General features: G+C 71.7%; 13 protein-coding genes and 1 pseudogene. 9 read left to right on the forward strand and 5 right to left on the reverse strand.

The features are described 5' to 3' along the window. A pseudogene (locus ABEA87_RS41730) lies at window positions 1–221 on the forward strand (ATP-dependent Clp protease ATP-binding subunit ClpC); the annotation flags it as partial. A gap of 87 nt (window positions 222–308) precedes the next feature. Here ABEA87_RS41730 and ABEA87_RS41735 read toward each other — a convergent pair. Then, entirely contained in the window at window positions 309–872 is a 564-nt protein-coding gene (locus tag ABEA87_RS41735; protein ID WP_345639331.1) for an SUKH-4 family immunity protein, read from the reverse strand. A 43-nt stretch (window positions 873–915) separates the two neighbouring features. Further along, entirely contained in the window at window positions 916–1,344 is a 429-nt protein-coding gene (locus ABEA87_RS41740; protein ID WP_345639332.1) for a hypothetical protein, read from the reverse strand. Window positions 1,345–1,448: 104 nt separating this feature from the next. Here ABEA87_RS41740 and ABEA87_RS41745 point away from each other — a divergent pair, with 104 nt between their 5' ends. From ABEA87_RS41745 to lon, 3 genes are all read left to right on the forward strand, one after another. Beyond that, window positions 1,449–2,819 carry a pyridoxal phosphate-dependent decarboxylase family protein gene (locus tag ABEA87_RS41745; protein WP_345639333.1) on the forward strand — a complete coding sequence of 457 codons (1,371 nt, stop codon included), beginning with the start codon at window positions 1,449–1,451 and terminating at the stop codon, window positions 2,817–2,819. Window positions 2,820–2,898: 79 nt separating this feature from the next. Beyond that, window positions 2,899–3,330, forward strand: a complete 432-nt coding sequence (locus ABEA87_RS41750) for a hypothetical protein (protein ID WP_345639334.1) — start codon at window positions 2,899–2,901, stop codon at window positions 3,328–3,330. A 212-nt stretch (window positions 3,331–3,542) separates the two neighbouring features. Further along, entirely contained in the window at window positions 3,543–5,879 is a 2,337-nt protein-coding gene (gene lon, locus ABEA87_RS41755) for an endopeptidase La (RefSeq protein ID WP_345639335.1), read from the forward strand. Between the two features lie 61 nt (window positions 5,880–5,940). Here lon and ABEA87_RS41760 read toward each other — a convergent pair whose 3' ends face one another. Next, window positions 5,941–6,144, reverse strand: coding sequence for a hypothetical protein (locus tag ABEA87_RS41760; RefSeq protein ID WP_345639336.1), 204 nt, complete (start codon window positions 6,142–6,144; stop codon window positions 5,941–5,943). A 124-nt stretch (window positions 6,145–6,268) separates the two neighbouring features. Here ABEA87_RS41760 and ABEA87_RS41765 point away from each other — a divergent pair, with 124 nt between their 5' ends. Further along, on the forward strand, window positions 6,269–7,114 hold the full coding sequence (locus ABEA87_RS41765) for an aldo/keto reductase (protein WP_345639337.1): 846 nt from the start codon (window positions 6,269–6,271) through the stop codon (window positions 7,112–7,114). Between the two features lie 185 nt (window positions 7,115–7,299). Further along, the gene (locus ABEA87_RS41770; RefSeq protein WP_345639338.1) at window positions 7,300–8,193 is read left to right on the forward strand and encodes a DMT family transporter; all 894 of its coding nucleotides are present in this window, start codon (window positions 7,300–7,302) and stop codon (window positions 8,191–8,193) included. Between the two features lie 11 nt (window positions 8,194–8,204). Here the strand turns inward: ABEA87_RS41770 and ABEA87_RS41775 are convergent, their stop codons facing one another. After that, entirely contained in the window at window positions 8,205–9,977 is a 1,773-nt protein-coding gene (locus ABEA87_RS41775; protein WP_345639339.1) for a glycoside hydrolase family 3 protein, read from the reverse strand. 175 nt (window positions 9,978–10,152) lie between these two features. Here ABEA87_RS41775 and ABEA87_RS41780 point away from each other — a divergent pair, with 175 nt between their 5' ends. Then, window positions 10,153–11,316: a glycosyltransferase gene (locus ABEA87_RS41780; RefSeq protein WP_345639340.1), complete on the forward strand. Its 1,164-nt coding sequence runs from the start codon at window positions 10,153–10,155 to the stop codon at window positions 11,314–11,316. Here ABEA87_RS41780 and ABEA87_RS41785 read toward each other — a convergent pair. Next, window positions 11,313–12,038 (reverse strand): SDR family oxidoreductase, encoded by a 726-nt coding sequence (locus tag ABEA87_RS41785; RefSeq protein ID WP_345639341.1) that lies wholly within the window; start codon window positions 12,036–12,038, stop codon window positions 11,313–11,315. The genes ABEA87_RS41780 and ABEA87_RS41785 overlap by 4 nt on opposite strands. 96 nt (window positions 12,039–12,134) lie before the next feature. On the opposite strand from ABEA87_RS41785, the gene ABEA87_RS41790 reads away from it, so the two are divergent. Next, a complete protein-coding gene (locus ABEA87_RS41790) occupies window positions 12,135–12,725 on the forward strand; it encodes a TetR/AcrR family transcriptional regulator (protein ID WP_345639342.1) in 591 nt (196 codons plus the stop codon). Between the two features lie 183 nt (window positions 12,726–12,908). Further along, window positions 12,909–14,918: an amylo-alpha-1,6-glucosidase gene (locus ABEA87_RS41795; RefSeq protein WP_345639343.1), complete on the forward strand. Its 2,010-nt coding sequence runs from the start codon at window positions 12,909–12,911 to the stop codon at window positions 14,916–14,918. Window positions 14,919–14,999 lie beyond the last annotated feature (81 nt).

Raw genomic sequence — 14,999 nt, forward strand, 5'->3', positions numbered from 1 at the left:
GGGACCCGGTGATGGGTGCCCGTCCGTTGCGCCGCACGATTCAGCGTGAGATCGAGGACTCGTTGTCGGAGCGGATCCTGTTCAACGAGTTGAAGGCGGGTCAGATCGTGGTCGTGGACTGCGAGGGTGATCCGGAGAACGTGGAGACCTCGAAGCTGGTCTTCCGTGCCGCGGACCGGCCGTCCCCCGAGGTACCGGAGGCGGTCGCCGCGGTCGACTGATCGCGCGAGCCGTGAAACGCGACGCGAAACGGGTGCCCGGGGTGCGATGCGCCCCGGGCACCTCGCGGATTCACCCCGAGGGCGGAGCTAATTCCGCAGCAGATCGCGCACGTGCCCCAGGACCGAGAACCACATCGATTCGGGGCGCTCCATGGCGATCGGGTCCGCCTGGCGCATCCGGCGCAGCAGCCTGCGCTCGGCGCCGTCGGGGTCGACGCCCTCGTCGGTGCTGGCCTCGGCGTCGTACCAAGGCCGCTGCTCTTCCAGTGCGTGAAGGAAATACGCCAGCGCGTCGATGCTTGAATTCAGCAGGTGAACGGGGCCGTCCTCCGGAATGCAATACACCGCCCCGGTGATCGTGTCCACGATGACGTCGTCCAGGGCGATCCCGCCGAGAGTGAGCCAGGCCGACATGTCCAGCGGGCAGTCCGGGTACCTTTCCGCGACGGCCTGCCAGGCTGTGCCGCCGATTCGCAGGTCGCCATCGAGAAGGCGCTGGTCCGCTTCGAACCAGCCGACCTGGTCCGGCAGGCCGACCTCCCGCAGGAAGTCGCGGGTCGGCTCGTGAGCGATCGCGGCGAGTGCGGGATCCTTCACGGTGACCAGTTCATCGGCGTGGAATGCGGATTCCATCCCGATCCGGTCGATCAATGGGCTCATAGGTCCGCCAGCTCCGCTCCGGGCGCCACGCCCATTAGAGGTCGTCCCGTTCGAGCCGTAGCCGCAGCAGGTCGCGCAGGCTTATCCGCTCGCCGTCCCGGGCACCCTCGCCGATCACCAGCCGGGGCGATGCCGGGCGGACCGTGGCGCCGGTGAGCCTGGCCCGCATTGAGCCGGGGACGGTCAGGATGTAGAACTCGCCGTCCTCGCCGATCGCGAGGGTGTGGTCGGCGCCCAGGTACCAGCCGCGCAGGCCGGTCCGGTACCGGGTGCGTCCGTCGTACCCCTGGGCCGACAGCGACCGGGTCGGCAGGCCCCGCTCCCGCGCGTCCCGGACGAAGCCGGCGATCAGCTCCCGGGCCTGTCCGGCCTCGGCAGCCTCCCGCCGGTCCCGCTCGGCCGCGTGCGCGGCGATCGCCCGGCTCCGCTGGCGAGCCCAGTCCTGATCGGTGCCCTCGCTCATCCGACCAGGGTAGGCCGCCGCTCCCCGCAGATCATCGTGCCGTGATCACCGCCCTGGTGGCCGGCTATCGTGTCGGCCGACGGCTGGGGCGAGAGGGGCGGCGGATGGACCTGCGAGGGTGGCTGGAACAGGCGGTCGACTGGCACGAGCGGTGGGCCGGCGGCTTCGGCGAGTACCAGCCGCACCCCGCGCTCGACGTCGGGCAGGAGCGCTTCGCCGAGGCGTTCGGCGAGCTCACCGAGCGGTTGGGCGGCGACAACTACCCGTTCTTCCATCCCCGGTACGCGGGCCAGATGCTCAAGCCGCCGCACCCCGCCGCGATCGCCGGCTACGTGGCGGCGATGCAGATCAACCCCAACAACCACGCCCTGGACGGCGGCCCGGCAACCGCCGAGCTGGAGAAGGAGGTCGTCGCCCAGCTGGCCGCCATGTTCGGCCTCGGCACGCACCTGGGTCACCTGACCACCAGCGGCACCATCGCCAACCTCGAGGCGCTGTTCGTGGCCCGGGAGACCCACCCGGGGCTGGGCGTGGCGTACAGCGCGGACAGCCACTACACCCACGAGCGCATGTGCCACCTGCTGGGCGTGGAGGGGCACCCGGTGCCGGTGGACGCGGCCGGGCGGATGGATCTGACGGCGCTGGAGCAGCTGCTGGCCACCGGCCGGATCGGTACGGTCGTGTTGACCGCGGGGACCACCGGGCTGGGCGCGGTCGACCCGATCCACGAGGCGCTGCCGCTGCGCGAGCGGTACGGGGTGCGGCTGCACGTGGACGCCGCGTACGGCGGCTTCTTCGCCCTGATCGCCGACGACTCCCCGGACGGGGTGGCGTCCGCGCCCTGGCGGGCGATAGCCGGCTGCGATTCGGTGGTGGTCGACCCGCACAAGCACGGGCTGCAGCCCTACGGGTGCGGTGCGGTGCTGTTCGCCGACCCGGCGGTCGGCCGCTTCTACCGGCACGACTCGCCGTACACCTACTTCACTTCCGACCAGTTGCACCTGGGCGAGATCTCGCTGGAGTGCAGCCGGTCCGGGGCGTCGGCCGCCGCGCTGTGGCTGACGCTGCGCCTCCTGCCGCTGACGGACAAGGGGTTGGGTGGCGTGCTGCGCCCGGGCCGCCGGGCGGCGCTGCGCTGGGCCGAGTTGCTGGCCGGCTCGGCTCACCTGGCCCCGTACCAGCGGCCGGAGCTGGACATCGTGGCGTACCTGCCCCGCCGCGCCACGCTCTCGCAGGTCGACGAGGCGTCGGAGTGGCTGATGCGGCGCGGCATGACGGACTCGGCCGACCCGGTGTACCTGGCGACGTACGCGGTGACCGGCCAGTCCCTGCGCGAGCGCGGCCACCGGGTCACCGCCGACGTGCCACGCGGCCGGATCCTGCGCAGCGTGCTGATGAAGCCGGAGGCCGAGGAGTACCTGGACCGGCTGCACGGGCGGGTCGAGGAGCTGGCGGCGATGTGCCACGTTTCGTGACGGTCGGTGCGTCGCGGGCCGGATCCGGTCACAAGCCCCACAATGTGCTATCAGGGGGATGATCGCCTAGGGGGGTGTCATGGAAATCGGTGGTGTGGAGACCGTGGCGGAGTTCGTGCGGCGCACCGAGGGCCCGGCCGTGCCCTTTGTGCCGGAGTGGTACCCGTGGGTCTACGCCCACCACTACCTGCGGCTGGAGGCCGGCAGCCTGCCGGAGCGGTTCCGCCGGGGCGGTGAACCGATCTCGTTGGCCGAGGCCGAGGACCTGGTCTACCTGTGGTGCGGGCTGTCCGGGGAGGGCATACAGCGGGCCGCCCGGGCGTTGGCCGACGCGTACCTGCGCCGGTGGGGGATGGTCCGGAGCGGGGCGGACGACGAGCGGGTCGGCCCGGCCGCCAGGTCCGGAGGGCGCGTGACGCGCCGGCAGTCGCAGACCGGCCGGGTGCCGGGCGGTTCCCGCCGTACCCGCCGGGCGCCGGCTGCCATCGCGCCCGATACCCGCTCCGCCTGACGAACTCCGCTCGTCAAGGGGCCGAAGATTCGCCCGGCGGGCGGAAATTCGCCCGATGGGCCGGGAAGTTCGCCTGAGTCCGGGCCCGAAGCGGGGTGCTCGGTGAGGCTCTGCGGTGACGGCGGTCACATCCGGGCCCCGGGAAGGAACAGAACCTCGTCGCGAAAACTTGAGTGGGTCAGGCTCATGATTACGCGATTACAGAGGTGCGCATGTCTACTCTTCCGGTTCTCCCGCTGACCGACGAGGTACTGCTGCCCGGCATGGTCATTCCGGTGACCCTGGACTCGAGCACCCAGGCCGCGATCGACGCCGCCCGGACCACCGGCGACAAGACGCTGCTCGCGGTGCCCAGGCTGGACGGCGAGTACGGACCGGTCGGCACCATAGCGACAATTGACAAGATCGGCCGGCTGCCCAGTGGTGAACCCGCCGCGGTGATCCGGGGGCTGTCCCGCGCCCGGATCGGCTCCGGGGTACCCGGGCCGGGTGCCGCGCTGTGGGTCGAGGCGACCCCGCTGGAGGTTCCGGCGCCCACCGGCAAGACCCGGGAACTGGCCCGCGACTACAAGGCGCTGGTCACCTCGGTGCTGCAACGGCGGGGGGCGTGGCAGGTCATCGACGCGGTCGAGCGGATGACCGACCTCGGCGAGTTGGCGGACTCCGCCGGGTACTCGCCGTGGATCAGCCTGTCCCAGAAGGTCGAGCTGCTCGCCGCGACCGATCTGACCACCCGGTTCGAGCTGCTGGTCGGCTGGCTGCGCGACCACGTGGCCGAGCAGGAGGTCACGGAGAAGATCAGCGAGGACGTCCGCGAGGGCATGGAGAAGAGCCAGCGGGAGTTCCTGCTCCGCCAGCAGCTGGCCGCGATCCGCAAGGAACTGGGCGAGGACGAGCCGGACGGTGCCGGCGACTACCGGACCCGGGTGGAGAGCGCCGACCTGCCGGACAAGGTCCGCGAGGCGGCCCTGCGTGAGGTGGGCCGGCTGGAGCGGGCCAGCGACCAGTCCCCGGAGTCGGGCTGGATCCGCACCTGGCTGGACACGGTGCTGGAGCTGCCGTGGAACGCCCGTACCGAGGACAACACCGACCTGGCCGCGGCGCGCGAGGTGCTCGACGCCGACCACGCCGGCCTCGACGACGTGAAGGACCGCATCCTGGAGTACCTGGCGGTGCGCAACCGCCGGGCGGCGCGCGGTCTGCACGTGGTGGGCGGGCGCGGCTCCGGCGCGGTACTGGCGCTGGCCGGGCCTCCCGGTGTCGGCAAGACCAGCCTCGGCGAGTCCGTGGCGCGGGCGCTCGGCCGCAAGTTCGTCCGGGTGTCGCTCGGCGGCGTACGGGACGAGGCCGAGGTTCGCGGTCACCGGCGTACGTACGTCGGCGCGATGCCGGGCCGGATCGTGCGGGCCATCCGCGAGGCGGGTTCGATGAACCCGGTGGTGCTGCTGGACGAGGTGGACAAGCTGTCCGCGGGCGGCTTCTCCGGCGACCCGGCCGCGGCCCTGCTGGAGGTGCTGGACCCGGCGCAGAACCACACGTTCCGCGACCACTACCTGGAGATCGACCTCGACCTCTCGGACGTGCTGTTCCTGGCCACCGCCAACGTGGTGGACACCATCCCCGGCCCGCTGTTGGACCGGATGGAGCTGGTGACCCTGGACGGTTACACCGAGGCGGAGAAGGTCGCCATCGCCCGGGATCACCTGTGGCCGCGGCAGCTGGAGCGGGCCGGCCTGACCGCCGACGAGGTGACCATCGACGACGAGGCGCTGGGGCGCATCGCCGGCGAGTACACCCGGGAGGCGGGCGTCCGTCAGCTCGAGCGTGGGCTCGCGAAGGTGCTTCGTAAGGTCGCTGTCGAATTGGCGGCGAAGGCCGGGTCGGTGCACGTCGGTGGGGACAACCTCGCGACGTACCTGGGCCGTCCCCGGTTCGTGTTCGAGTCGGCCGAGCGCACGGCGGTGCCTGGCGTGGCCACCGGACTCGCGGTGACCGGTGCCGGCGGGGACGTGCTGTTCATCGAGGCCACCGCCATGGACGGTGAGTCGGGGCTGACCCTGACCGGCCAGCTCGGTGACGTCATGAAGGAGTCGGCGCAGATCGCCTGGTCGTACCTGCGCTCGCACGGCCGGCAGTTGGGCATCGACCCGAGCGGGTTGGTGGGCAAGCGGATCCACCTGCACGTGCCGGCCGGCGCGGTGCCCAAGGACGGTCCGAGCGCCGGCATCACGATGGTGACCGCGCTGGCCTCGCTGGCCTCCGGCCGGCCGGTGCGCCCGGAGTTCGGGATGACCGGTGAGGTCACCCTGGCCGGCCGGGTGCTGCCGATCGGTGGCGTGAAGCAGAAGCTGCTCGCCGCCCACCGGGCCGGGCTGACCGAGGTCATCATTCCGGCACGCAACGAGCCGGACCTGGATGACCTGCCGGACGAGGTGCGCAAGGCGCTGACCATCCACGTGACCGGCGAAGTGTCGGAGGTGCTGCGGCTGGCGCTGCGGCCCGCCGAGTCCGAGACGGGTGCGCAGCCGTTGGTCGGGGCGGCCGCCTGAGGTCGGTGAGAAACGCAGTGGGGGCACCGGGGAAACCCGGTGCCCCCACTGCGTTTCCGGCTCACTCCGGCTCGGGCTCGACCTCGACCTCGCTGGGCAGTCGACGGTTCGCGGGTGCCTTCGGTCCGTACGGGGAGGTCTGCGCCTCGGGTACCGGCTGGCCCCGCCTGCGCTGGCTCTCCTGGCCCGCCCCCGGCGCCCGGTTCTCCGCGCTGTCCTGCACCAAGGGGTCCCGTCCGCTGCGGCGCATCTCTGGTTGCTGCACATTCGGCATGGTTCGGGCCTACCCGCAGTCTTGGTTAACAAACGGGTTAGTCGGCGGCCTCAGGGGTAGATGATCGTTATATTGTCGTTGCCCCCGTGCCCCGCCGCATGACACCGGAGCCCTCATGACCGCAGTGATACCCGCCCTCACCATGCCGTCGAGCCAGCAGCTGCCGGTGCTGGGCCACGGCACGTGGTATCTGGGCGAGCGATCGAACACCCGGTCGGAGGAGATCGCGGCGCTGCGCCTGGGTCTCGACCTGGGCATGACGATGATCGATACCGCCGAAATGTACGGCGACGGTGCCGCCGAGGAACTCGTCGGGGAGGCCATCGCGGGCCGCCGCGATCGGGTCTTCCTGGTCGACAAGGTGCTGCCCGACAACGCCAGCGCGCGGGGCACCATCCAGGCGTGCCAGCGCAGCCTGCGCCGGCTGCGTACCGACCACATCGACCTGTACCTGCTGCACTGGCGTGGCGGGTACCCGCTGGCGGAGACCATCGAGGGCTTCTCCCGGCTGATCGACTCCGGCGAGATCGGCCAGTGGGGCGTGAGTAACTTCGACGCCGACGACCTGGACGAGCTGCTGCGCACCGACGGAGGCAAGTCCTGCGCGGCCAACCAGATCCTCTACAACCTCACCCGTCGCGGGCCCGAGTTCGATCTGCTGCCGGCGTGCCGGCTGGCCAACATCCCGGTGATCGCGTACTCGCCCATCGAGCAGGGGCGGCTGCTCGACAACCCGGAGATCACCGCCGTGGCCTCCCGGCACGACGTGACGCCCGCCCAGGTGGCGCTGGCCTGGGTGCTGCGCCGGGAGGGCGTGGCCGCCATTCCCCGCTCCGGCAACCCGGGGCACGTGGCGGAGAACGCGGCCTGCCTCGACGTGCACCTCGACGACGAGGACCTCGCCCGGTTGGACGCGGCGTACCCGCCGCCGACCGCCGCGAGACCGCTCGAGATGCTCTGACCGCCCGGCGACCCGCCGGTTGACGATTCCTGCCCACAGAGGTCGATGGCGCATGCCCGCGGATGGTCCGCCGGAACCGTGTATGACGACGCCCGGGCGGATACCGCGACTGAAAACCCTATCGACCCTGCAAGGACCGGAGGGCACAATCGCTCCTGACTTGGACGACTGAGGGGGAGGCTGCGGTGTCGCGGCGTGGGTGGCTGCTGTTCATGGCGATGGGTCTGATCTGGGGCGTGCCGTACCTGTTGATCAAGGTTTCGGTCGGCGTCCTGTCGCCGGTGTCGCTGGTGTTCCTGCGCACCGGCCTGGGCGCGCTGCTGCTGCTGCCGCTGGCCGGCGCCCGGGGCCAGCTCCGCCCGCTGCTGCGGCACTGGCCGGCCGTGCTGGTCTTCACGGCGGCCGAGGTGGCGGTGCCGTGGCTGCTGCTGGCCAGCGCCGAGCAGCGGCTGGACAGCTCGCTGTCCGGCCTGCTGATCGCCGCCGTACCGCTGTTCGGGGCGTTGCTGGCCTGGGCCAGCGGCACCGAGCGTCCGGGCGGGATGCGGCTGACCGGGCTGCTGGTCGGGCTGGTCGGGGTGGCCGCGCTGGTCGGGCTGGACGTGCACGGCGGCGACCTGAGGGCGCTGGTCGAGATGGCCGGCGTGGTGATCGGGTACGCGGTCGGGCCGTACGTGCTCGCCCGGTACCTGTCCGACGTGCCGGGTGCCGTTGTGACCGCGGTGTCGCTGGGGCTGACCGCCCTGGTGTACCTGCCGGTGGCCGTGTTTCAGCTGCCCCGGCACTGGCCGTCCGCCCGGGTCACCGGCGCGGTGGTGGTGCTGGCGGTGCTGTGTACCGCCGCGGCGTTCCTGCTGTTCGTCGCGCTCATCGCGGAGGTCGGTCCGGTACGCGCGACGGTCGTCACCTACGTGAACCCGGCGGTCGCGGTGGCGCTGGGCGTGCTGCTGCTGGATGAGCCGTTCACGCTCGGCATCGGGCTCGGCTTCGCCCTGGTGCTCGCCGGTTCCGTGCTGGCCACCCGCCGGGCGCCGCGACCGGACCCGGTACCCGAGCCCGAGCCGGTGTCCGCCGGCTGAGGCGCCCCGGCTCAGTAGTTCAGGCCGTGGCCGTACCGGAACAGCGGCTCGGCCGCGTCGAACGGGACGTCGGGCCGGCCCGACTCGACGTCCGCTGCCGACGCCGGCAGGTCGAACGGGAGCCGCCCGCGCGGCGCGGCTCGCCCGCACAGCACGTCCGCCAGCGCGTCGTCGCTCACGCCGAACGTGACCAGCAGGGCGGCGGCCCTGTCGGCCAGCGGGGTGAGGATGGCCGGCCGGTCGAGGTATACGTCCACAATGGTCGGTACCGCGTCGGCGATGGCCAGTATCCGGTCGCGCCGCTCGGGCGGGAACTCCAGCGAACCGGCGTGGAAGAAGGCATCGATCGGGCCGGGCCGGGTCTCGTACGGCGCCTGCACGCGCAGGATCGCGACGTCGGCGCGCGCCGGGTCGTCCACCGGCATCGCGTGCCCGCGCAGGGCGTCGGGCGCCAGGTCCCCGCAGTAGATCCGCAGCCCCGGCCGCAGCGGCAGGTGCGCCGGACTGTGCCCGGCGGCGTTGGACAGCAGCGTGACACAGGCGCGCTGGGCCGCCGCGCCGGCGGCCTGGAAGTCGGCCCGCCCGACCGTCTCCTCGGCCCGCTCCTCGTCGACGTATGGATCGTCGAACAGGCCGAGGGTGAACTTCTCGCGCAGCAGCCGGCGCGCGGAGGCGTCCAGCCGCTGCTCGCTCACCTGCCCGTCGCGCACCAGCTCGATGATCAGATCGGGCCGCGCCTCGCCGCCGAACTGGTCCACCCCGGCCTCGATGGCCTTCCGGGCGCGCGCCGCGGGGTCGAGGTGCTCGACCCCCCAGGCCCGGGCCGGCCGCTCCTGGCCCAGATACCTGTCGTCGGTGAGCACGCCCCAGTCCGTGCAGACGATGCCGTCGAAGCCCAGCCGCTCGCGCAGCAGGCCGGTCACCACGTCCCGGTTGAAGGCGAACCCGACCTCCTCGTACGGCGTGCCCACTGGCATCCCGTAGTACGGCATCACCTGCGACGCGCCCGCGGCGAGGGCCGCCGCGAACGGCCGCAGGTGCTCCTCGAACCGGCCGCCCGGGTAGACCTGCTCCCGGCCGTAGGCGAAGTGCGGGTCCTCGCCGTCGCGCTGGGGTCCGCCGCCGGGGAAATGTTTGACCATCGCCGCCACGCTGCCCGGGCCCAGCTCGCCCGCGCACAGGCCGCGCAGGTAGGCGCGGACCAGCTCGCAGACCAGGTCGGGGTCGGCGCCGAAGGTGCCGACGACGCGTGGCCAGCGCGGTTCGGAGGCCAGGTCGGCCTGCGGGTGCAGGGCCAGCCGCAGCCCGACGGCGCAGTACTCCTGCCGCACGACGTCCGCGAACCGTTCGACCAGCCCGGCGTCGCGGGTCGCGGCCAGGCCGAGCGGCTCGGGCCACCGGGAGAACGGGCCGGCCAGCACCGACGTGTTCGGGTTGTCCGAGGACGCGTGCCGGGGGTCGGTCGATACCGTGACGGGGATGCCGAGCCGGGTATCGGCGGCGAGGTCCTGCAGCCGGTTGTGCCAGCGCGCCAGTTGCCGGGGCGTCCCGGAGCCGACCAGGTTGAGGTGGCTCAGGTTCCGGTTCACGACCAGTTCCTGGGCGTCGATCAGCCCGGCCTGGAGGTCGGCCGGCGCCAGGCTGCCGCCGGGTCCTATGTCGATCATGGTGTGGAACAGCAGGCCGGCCTTTTCCGCCAGGGTCATCCGCCCCAGCAGATCCTCCACCCGGCGCGCGGTGCGCTGCGTCGGGTCGCGGTACGGCGCCGTGTTTGGGCTGCTCACCAGCCTCACCGTAACGGTTGCGGCGGCCGGCCGGAGCCGGTGGCGAATCGCCACGCGGGGGTCGTCCACGGCCGATAATGGAGGCGGTGATCCTTCTTGACCCGCCTGGGCCGGCAGGCTCCCGGCGGGAACGGGCCCATCGGAGGTCGGGAGCACGATGCCCGGGAACAAGGTAATGATCTTTACCATCCCGAACGACGGCCATCTCAACATTCTCAAGAGGCTGATCCGGGAGTACCGGGATTCGCACACCTTCAACCTGGTTCTGGTCGATCGGCACGCCGGCGAGCCGGACCTCGCCGATCTCGGCGTTCCGGCCTTCCTGCTCGAACGGTCGGCATCGTTCATGAACACCCCCGCCTCGCAGGTCTTCACCCGGGTGCGCGAATTGCTCGACGAGTGCCTGCGGATCGCGCGCGGGTTCGACCCGGACCTGGTGCTGTACGACTTCTGCGCGCTGGAGGGCGCCTTTGTCGCACAGGTGCTGGGCCGTCCCCGGTGGTGCTCCGTGCCCGGCCTGATCGGGCCGATGACCAACCTCGACTACCTCGACCAGAGCGTCTCCTCACCCGCCAACCAGGCCGCCCTCGCCTCGATCGAGCGGGACTTCGAGGTGGCGGTGGGACAGGCGAGTATCGAGCTCATCTCCAACAGCCTGTTCATCCCGGGCGACCTGAACCTGCTCTGGTCGTACCCGTCGTTGACACCGCCCGACTTCCGGCACAACCGGGGGCCGGCGCGGTACCGGTTCGCCGGGTACCTGTCCGACGGCCACCCGCGGCGGCGCGCGAACTCCGGCACGCCGGTGGTGTACCTGTCCTTCGGCACGGAGGTGATGGTGAACATGTGGTCCGCGCAGGAGGAGACCCGGGAGGGCGTGCGCCGGTGCGTGGCCGGGCTGGCGCGGCTGTGGCGGGGCCGCGACCTCGAGGTCGTGTTCGCCACCCAGGGCAACCCGGTGCTGTCCGAGTACCCGCCCAACTGGTCGGTGCACGCCAAGGTGGACCAGCAGGAGGTGCTCAGCCGGGCCGACGTGTTCGTGACGCACGGCGGGAGCAACAGCTTCCACGAGTCCGTGCTGGCCCGGGTGCCGATGGTGGTCGCGCCGTTCTTCGGCGACCAGATGCTCGTCGGTTCGCGGGTCGAACGGCTGGGCATCGGCATCCACCTGTCCGCCGACAACGGCATCGACACCGGGAAGTCCAAGGACTTCCTGAATGACGGCCTCACCGCGCGGATCGACGAGGCGGTGCTCCGGATCCTCGGCCACGACGGGTACCGCAAGAGCTTCGAGGACATCCCGCTGGACTGCACGCCGGCACTGGCCGAACTCGATTAGTTCCCGGCGAGGGTGGCGCCTCCGTCCACGGTGAGCACGGTTCCGGTGACGAAGGGGTTCTCCATCAGGTACAGGTGCGCCGCGGCGATCTGGTCCGCTTCCCCGATCGACTTGGTGAGCGTCTGACTGGCGAGGGCCGCGAACAGCGCGGCACGCTGCGGCTCCGGAACCGGGTCCCACAGCGGCGTCCGAATTGCTCCCGGCCGCACCGCGTTGACGCGGATCGGGGCGAGCTCGGCAGCCAGCCCTCGTGTCAGGCCCTCCATCGCGGCGGCGCCGCCGGCCGCGAGCGCTGTACCGGGTGCGGGGCGAACAGCGACCGTCCCGGATGTCAGCACGATCGAGCCTCCAGGCCGGACGCGAGGCGCCGCGTGCTTGACCGCGGCGACTGCTCCCCAGAAGCGGACCTCGAACAGTTCCCGGGCAGCGTCGAGCGGCAGGTCCGCCAGCGGCTGCGGACGCACCGTGTCGCCGGCTGTGTAGACCACGTGGTCGAGCTCGCCGACGCGGGCGAACAGGGCAGCGACGTCAGCCTCGTCGCGGGTGTTGACGACGGCCCCGTCACAGGTGGCCGGCAACTCCGCGAGCGCGGCCTTCAGGCGCCCCTGGTCGCTCGACGCGATCGTGACCGCCGCCCCGGCCGTCGCAGCGGCGCGGGCCGTGGCCAGCCCCATCCCTGAACTGCCGCCGATGATGACGATGCGCTGGTCTGAGAGAGCCATGTGTCCACTCCTATGCCTCGAACGCTGATGACTCAGTGGGTCATCAGCATAGCAGTGACGATAGCTCAGTGAGTCATCAGGGGTATGATGGTGACCATGCCGCGATGGGACCCATGCGCCGAAGACCGGCTCCGCGAGGCAGCGCTGGAGCTGTTCCTCGAGCATGGGTACGAGAACGTCACCGTCACGCAGATCACCGAGCGGGCCGGGTTGACCCGGCGCTCGTTCTCCCGTTACTTCACCGACAAGCGGGACGTGCTGTTTGCCGGATCAGAACAACTTCCGGCCGTCCTCGCCCGCTCCGTCCGGCAGGCTGACAGCACCCTCTCGCCCTTCGATGCGCTCCTGACCGCTCTCATCGGCGTCGCCAGCCTGCTGGCCGACCAGGCCCCGCTCGCCGCGCAACGGCGCGCGGTCGTCCGGGCCAGCCCGGAGCTTCAGGAACGGGGGCGGACCAAGTTCGCCGCCGTAACCGACGCGGTGGTGGACGCGTTACGGGACCGAGGCACCGCCGAATCGGAGGCGACGCTGCTCGCGCAGGTCGGTGTCGCCATCTTCCGCACCGCGTTCGAGCGCTGGACCGACCAACCGGACGACATCGGCCTGCCGAGCCGCATCCGAGAGGCGGCCGTCGAGCTCGCCGCCAGCCTGGGCAAGGTGGACTTCGCCGCGCTGCCCGGCACGTGACGCGATGACCGCGCCCGGATGAGCGCCGCTTACGGACCGGCCGAAAGGTCGGACGGCGTGTCCTCTCCGGTGCCCGGCCGGCGGTCGTCCCGCAGCCGTCGCGGGTATGCGCGTCGGCACGGTTTTCCGGCCGGCGGCGCGGGTATGCGCGTCGGGTGAACCGGCGAAGGCGGTGAGACACGGGTGCCCAACGACCTGATCGTCCTGGATGGCAGCAGCTTCTTCGTCTCCAACGAGGCCGGTGACGTGGAGCCGGACGACCCGGCGGCGCCGAGCGTGACCGGCCTGTTCCACTCCGACGTGCGGCACCTGGCCGCCTGGTCGCTGCGGCTCAACGGTCAGCCCACGCGGGTGCTCACCAGCCGGCCCGCCGACTACTACTCGGCGCGGATCTTCGGCGCGCTCAGCGGCACCAAGGACCCGTCGATCTCGGTACGCCGCGAACGCATCGTCGCCGACGGCGTGCACGAGGACATCTGCGTGGACAACAACAACAGCGGCGAGACCGTGACGGTGGTGGTGGAACTGCGCTTCGGCGCCGACTTCTCCGATCTGCTCGCGGTCAAGGCCGGCAAACGCATGCGCGGCCGTACCCGGGTGGAGGTGAATGGCAACGAGGTGTGCCTGGTGTACGAGAACCGCGGGTACCAGCGCGCCACCCGGATCGTGTTCGAGGAATCGGGCCGGCTGACCGAGCAGTCGATGTGCTGGGAGTTGACGCTCGCCCCCCGGCAGAAGTGGCACACGTGCATCGACATAGGGGTGGTCATCGACGGGCACGAGGTCGGCATGCGGGCCGGCCACGGCGGGATGGGCACCGTCCAACCGAACATGGGCATGAGCCTCGAGGACTGGATGGGCAACGCGCCGAGGCTTTCCGCCGAGTCGGAGACGCTGCGCCGCGCGTACCAGCAGAGCCTGCTCAACCTCGCCGCGCTGCGATTCCGGCCGGAGCACGAGGGGCACAGCCTGCCGGCCGCCGGGCTGCCCTGGTTCATGGCGCTGTTCGGCCGGGACAGCCTGATCACCGCCTACCAGGCGCTGCCCTTCCACCCGTCGCTCGCGCGGACCACCCTGCGCGCGCTGGCCGACCTGCAGGCCGACGAGTACGACGACTTCCGCGACGCGGAGCCCGGAAAGATCCCGCACGAGCTGCGCAGGGGCGAATCGAGCCAGCTGGGCGACGCGCCCTACACGCCGTACTACGGTAGCCACGACTCCACGCCGCTGTTCCTGATCCTGCTCGACGAGTACGAGCGGTGGAGCGCGGACGCCGAACTGGTGCGGGAGCTGGAGCCCAACGCGCGCCGGGCACTGGCCTGGATCGAGGGGCCCGGGGATCGGGACGGCGACGGGTACCTCGAATATCAGACCCGATCCAAGCAGGGCCTGCGCAGCCAGTGCTGGAAGGACTCGTGGAACTCGGTGCTGTTCGCCGACGGGCGGCTGGCCGACCCGCCCATCGCCACCTGCGAGATCCAGGGGTACGCGTACGACGCCCGGCTGCGTACCGCCCGGCTGGCCCGCGAAATCTGGGGCGACGCGGCGCTGGCCGACCGGCTTGAGCGCGACGCGGCGGCGCTGCGCGAGCGCTTCAACCGCGACTTCTGGATCGAGTCGCGGGGTCACTACGCGCTGGCCCTGGACGGCTCGAAGAATCAGGTGGACGCGCTCACCTCGAACACGGGTCACCTGCTGTGGAGCGGCATCCTCGACCGCGACCGGGCCGGCCTCGTGGTGGACCGGCTGATGGCCGAGGACATGTGGAGCGGCTGGGGCGTGCGCACGATGTCCACACAGGACGCCGGGTACAACCCGATCGAGTACCACAACGGCACGGTCTGGCCGCACGACAACGCGCTGATCGCCGAGGGGATGCGCCGGTACGGTTTCCACGACGAGGCCGCCACGCTGGTCCGTGCCCAGTTGGACGCGGCCGAGTACTTCGAGTACCTGCTGCCGGAGGTGTTCGCCGGCCACCCACGGTCGGACACCATGACCCCGGTTGAGTATCCGACCGCGTGCCGCCCGCAGGCGTGGGCGGCCGGCGCGCCGCTGCTGGGGCTGCGCACCCTGCTGGGCATCGACGTCGAGGACGGTGGGCTGACCGTCCGGCCGCACGTACCGCCGGAGCTGGGCCGGCTCGGGCTCACCGAGGTACCGGTGCGCGGGCAGTCGCGCCAGGCAACCTGACCCGCCGATCGGGGGCCCGGCGCCCCGCGCCCCGCGCCCGGCGCCCCGCGCCCCGCGCCCGGCGCCCCGCGCCCCGCGCCC

Source organism: Rugosimonospora acidiphila, assembly GCF_039543385.1.
GTDB classification, from domain to species: Bacteria; Actinomycetota; Actinomycetes; order Mycobacteriales; family Micromonosporaceae; genus Rugosimonospora; species Rugosimonospora acidiphila.

Coding starts and splice junctions, on each gene's coding strand:
- ABEA87_RS41740 (WP_345639332.1), bottom strand. CDS start 1,344: ATGAGCGAGGGCACCGATCAGGACTGGGCTCGCCAGCGGAGCCGGGCG.
- ABEA87_RS41745 (WP_345639333.1), top strand. CDS start 1,449: ATGGACCTGCGAGGGTGGCTGGAACAGGCGGTCGACTGGCACGAGCGG.
- ABEA87_RS41750 (WP_345639334.1), top strand. CDS start 2,899: ATGGAAATCGGTGGTGTGGAGACCGTGGCGGAGTTCGTGCGGCGCACC.
- lon (WP_345639335.1), top strand. CDS start 3,543: ATGTCTACTCTTCCGGTTCTCCCGCTGACCGACGAGGTACTGCTGCCC.
- ABEA87_RS41765 (WP_345639337.1), top strand. CDS start 6,269: ATGACCGCAGTGATACCCGCCCTCACCATGCCGTCGAGCCAGCAGCTG.
- ABEA87_RS41780 (WP_345639340.1), top strand. CDS start 10,153: ATGATCTTTACCATCCCGAACGACGGCCATCTCAACATTCTCAAGAGG.
- ABEA87_RS41785 (WP_345639341.1), bottom strand. CDS start 12,038: ATGGCTCTCTCAGACCAGCGCATCGTCATCATCGGCGGCAGTTCAGGG.
- ABEA87_RS41790 (WP_345639342.1), top strand. CDS start 12,135: ATGCCGCGATGGGACCCATGCGCCGAAGACCGGCTCCGCGAGGCAGCG.